Source organism: Nitrosopumilus sp. b1, assembly GCF_014078545.1.
Classification (GTDB): domain Archaea; phylum Thermoproteota; class Nitrososphaeria; order Nitrososphaerales; family Nitrosopumilaceae; genus PXYB01.
The window spans coordinates 1-1,076 of sequence record NZ_MU078773.1 but is presented as its reverse complement, the minus strand read 5'-3'; the positions used below and the strand labels follow the sequence as shown (position 1 = coordinate 1,076).

General features: G+C 34.9%; 3 protein-coding genes. 1 reads left to right on the top strand and 2 read right to left on the bottom strand.

The window, feature by feature from the left end:
* Window positions 1-39: 39 nt before the first annotated feature.
* Window positions 40-252, bottom strand: coding sequence for a hypothetical protein (locus C6988_RS10645; protein WP_182135406.1), 213 nt, complete (start codon window positions 250-252; stop codon window positions 40-42).
* Between the two features lie 90 nt (window positions 253-342).
* Between C6988_RS10645 and C6988_RS10640 the strand changes: the two genes are divergently transcribed.
* Entirely contained in the window at window positions 343-663 is a 321-nt protein-coding gene (locus C6988_RS10640; RefSeq protein WP_182135404.1) for a MarR family transcriptional regulator, read from the top strand.
* Here the strand turns inward: C6988_RS10640 and C6988_RS10635 are convergent.
* Complete coding sequence (locus tag C6988_RS10635; protein ID WP_182135402.1) at window positions 645-1,031, bottom strand: cyclophilin-like fold protein; 387 nt, start codon at window positions 1,029-1,031, stop codon at window positions 645-647. The genes C6988_RS10640 and C6988_RS10635 overlap by 19 nt on opposite strands.
* Between the last annotated feature and the right edge of the window lie 45 nt (window positions 1,032-1,076).

Below are 1,076 nucleotides of genomic sequence, written 5' to 3'. Positions count from 1 at the left end.
TCACATTAAAGAAATTACCCAAGCCTAAAAAAAAATAATCTAAAATTTATCATATCGAGCACGCTCAAGCGCTCGATCATCTTTTGTTTCTTTTTTCCAGTCCTTGTAATGGTCCTTACATAAAACAGTCTTTTTTGAGGAACTTGAAACATTCAGCCCCGCACCCTCGACTTTCTTTGTGTTAAGAGAACGTGCCCCATCATTATTACATCCGGCCACATCACATTTTGCACCTTTAGAAACAATTCCCATAATGTACAAATCACTAAATGCTATTTATATTTGAAAATTCACTCATTTCAAATTTGTTCGTTTATAAGAGGAAGTTTTCAGAAAAATGTTATGGGTGGATCAAAAAACAAATCACCAGCTCAAAAAGAAAAATCACAAGATTCCAAAAAATCAGATTCAAAGAAATCAAAGAAAGGAGATAAGTCAGAAGGTGGTTCAGTTAAGGCAGAAATTCGTGTTACGTTAACTGAGCAACAAGCTGCAAAAGCATTGAAATCAAGCAAAGTAATTACAGTTCAAGAATTAGCAAGACAGACAGGAGTTAAAATTTCAGCAGCAAATGCATTTCTAATAGAGGCTGCAAAAAAAGGTACGGTTAAAAAAGTTGGCGGATATAGTGGACATCATATCTATCAGCCAGTTTCTGCATAAAGAAGTATTACATCACCGGCTTTAACATCATCAAGTACTTTCAAATCTTCAGAAATTTTTCCAATTGGAGTCATTGTTTTTCCAGGTTCAGAATCTTTTGTGAAAAAACATATGCTGCCACTAACTGGTAAAAATGCAACATCACCTTTTTTGAATTCTCTTCTCGGTCTTTCAATTCCTGAATCTATTGGAGTTTCAAGATAGACAATACTTTGTCCCATTCGATGGGCGTTTCCCTCTAAAGGTAATGCACGTAAGATAAAACCCACAGTTCTAGGAGATAGATGTCGTTTAAGATCACAAGATAGCTTGAATTTGCCTTTAATTTCGAAAATTAAACTAGTTTTTGAGACAGATCCGGAACTCAATTCGTACTTGTGAATGCTTGGAATATATAACCGCTTTTAGGAAAA